The sequence below is a fragment of the Microvirga sp. P5_D2 genome (assembly GCF_054049475.1).
This window is the reverse complement of the sequence record NZ_JBFUMH010000342.1, coordinates 1-2,021: the sequence shown is the minus strand read 5'-3', so window position 1 is coordinate 2,021 and position 2,021 is coordinate 1. Positions and strand designations below refer to the sequence as shown.

Here is a 2,021-nt window from a genome sequence, read left to right as displayed (position 1 = left end):
GGTACGGGCTCCTGGGCACGGATTCTCGCGGCGCTGGCGAAGTAGGTCGAAACGGTCAGTCGATCGCCTCTCCCTACAAGGGAGAGGTCGCATCTTGGGCGGGCGTATGAAGCAATTCATCCAAAGGGCGCGCCAGCTTCGCGAAAGTCAGACCAATGCAGAAGCATTGCTCTGGCGGGCGCTTCGCAATCGGCGGCTTGCGCGCTGGAAATTTCGGCGTCAGCATCCCGTCGGACGCTTCGTTGTCGATCTTGTTTGTCTGGATGCGAAGCTCGTCATCGAGGTTGATGGAGCAACTCATTCGACTGCTGACGAGATTGCCCGTGACACCATGCGAACGCATGAACTGGAAACATGCGGCTATCACGTGTTGCGTTTGCAGAATGCAGATGTTTACGAGAACATCGAAGGTGTCTTGGAAACTATTCTCGCTGAATTGGAACTCCGCACTCACTTGTAGAGCGCCGACCTTCACCTCTCCCAGAGGGAGAGGTCGGACCTTTAGGTCCGGGTGAGGGGTTACTGCGTGATCGGAGAGGTCTCACCCCCTCACCCTCGCTGCGCTCGACCTCTCCCCACCGGGGAGAGGTGGGAGCCCGGTCGCACCGTCACACCAGCTTGCCGAGCGACGGGATCACAGCGTGCGGTTCGAGCTCCGCGTATTCATCCGGCATGTTGAACCGGTTCACCCAGACCGGGATGAGCCCGAAGGCGGCTGCTCCGGCGACGTCCCAGCGGTTCGATGAGACGAAGACGATTTCGTCGGCGTTGAGGGACAGCGCGTCGAGCGCGAGGTGATAGGTGTCAGGGCTGGTCTTGAACACCTTCGCCGCATCGACGGAGAGAACAACGTCGAGTTCAYTCGCAAGGCCCGCCGAATTGACAGCGGCGCTCAGCATGCCGTGATCGCCGTTGGAGAGAATGCCCGTGCGAAGGCCGGCGGCCCGCAGGGCGGCGAGGGTTGCCTTGACATCGGCATAGGCATCAATAGTGCGATAGGCGTCGAGGAGAAGCGGCCTGATCGAATGGTCCACGGTCGGGCAGCGGGCGAGGGCGTAATCCAGGGCCTGCTCGGTCAGCGACCAGAAGGTTTCGTAGCGCTCGGCCAGCGAGAGCACCCAGGAATATTCGAGCTGCTTGGCGCGCCAGATCTCCGACAGCCGCGCCGCCTCGGGGCCGACCTGGCCCGAGTGACGGGCGACGGCGGAATGGACGTCGAACAAAGTACCATAAGCGTCGAACACGACGGCCTTGGCCCTGCTGGGAATGATGGCGGACATGTTTTCTTGGCCCCGACATACGAGGAAGCGCCGACCCTCTGGGACCGATCATCCTCTTTCATGCATTCCATCACAAGTCTTCATGATCGCCAATCGGCAGCCTGATTGACGCCGGCTCTCTGAAGGGATTCGATACGCCCACTTTTTGACCTGTAAGGAAGAGACAAGTGGCCTGGCATTCGCAGACGTGGAACTGGTTCAACGGTGAGTGGCACGAGGGCAATCCGCCCCTGATCGGACCGCGTTCCCATGTATCTTGGCTCGGCTCCTCCGTCTTCGACGGGGCGCGGGTCTTCGAGGGCGTCATGCCCGACCTGGACCTTCATTGCGAGCGCGTGAACCGCTCGGCCCTCTCCATCGGCCTTAAGCCCACCATGGAGCCCAAGGCCATTGCCGAACTGGTCAAGGAAGGCGTGAAGAAATTCGCCCCCGGCACGGCGCTTTATGTGAAGCCCATGTATTGGGGCGAGGCCGAAGGCCTCGGCACGATCGCTCCCGATCCCGAATCCACCCAGTTCTGCCTCACCCTCTTCGAGGCGCCGATGCCGGTGCCGGGCGGCATGAGCGTGATGAAGTCGAGTTTCCGCCGCCCGACGCTGGAATCCATGCCCACCGATTCCAAGGCCGGATGCCTTTATCCCAACAATGCCCGCGTGCTCCGCGAGGCGAAGGAGAAGGGCTTCGACAACGCGCTCGTCTGCGACGCGCTCGGCAACGTGGCGGAGACGGCGACCTCCAACG

The 2,021-nt window shown here is 61.7% G+C and carries 3 protein-coding genes; 2 read left to right on the top strand and 1 reads right to left on the bottom strand.

The window, feature by feature from the left end; genetic code table 11:
• The first annotated feature begins 106 nt into the window (after positions 1 to 106).
• On the top strand, positions 107 to 460 hold the full coding sequence (locus ACXJKO_RS31475) for an endonuclease domain-containing protein (protein ID WP_457094928.1): 354 nt from the start codon (positions 107 to 109) through the stop codon (positions 458 to 460).
• Positions 461 to 608: 148 nt separating this feature from the next.
• Here the strand turns inward: ACXJKO_RS31475 and ACXJKO_RS31470 are convergent, their stop codons facing one another.
• Positions 609 to 1,280: a haloacid dehalogenase type II gene (locus tag ACXJKO_RS31470; RefSeq protein WP_457094927.1), complete on the bottom strand. Its 672-nt coding sequence runs from the start codon at positions 1,278 to 1,280 to the stop codon at positions 609 to 611.
• 167 nt (positions 1,281 to 1,447) lie between these two features.
• Here ACXJKO_RS31470 and ACXJKO_RS31465 point away from each other — a divergent pair.
• On the top strand, positions 1,448 to 2,021 hold a 574-nt coding region (locus ACXJKO_RS31465), incomplete at its 3' end, for a branched-chain amino acid aminotransferase (protein ID WP_457094926.1).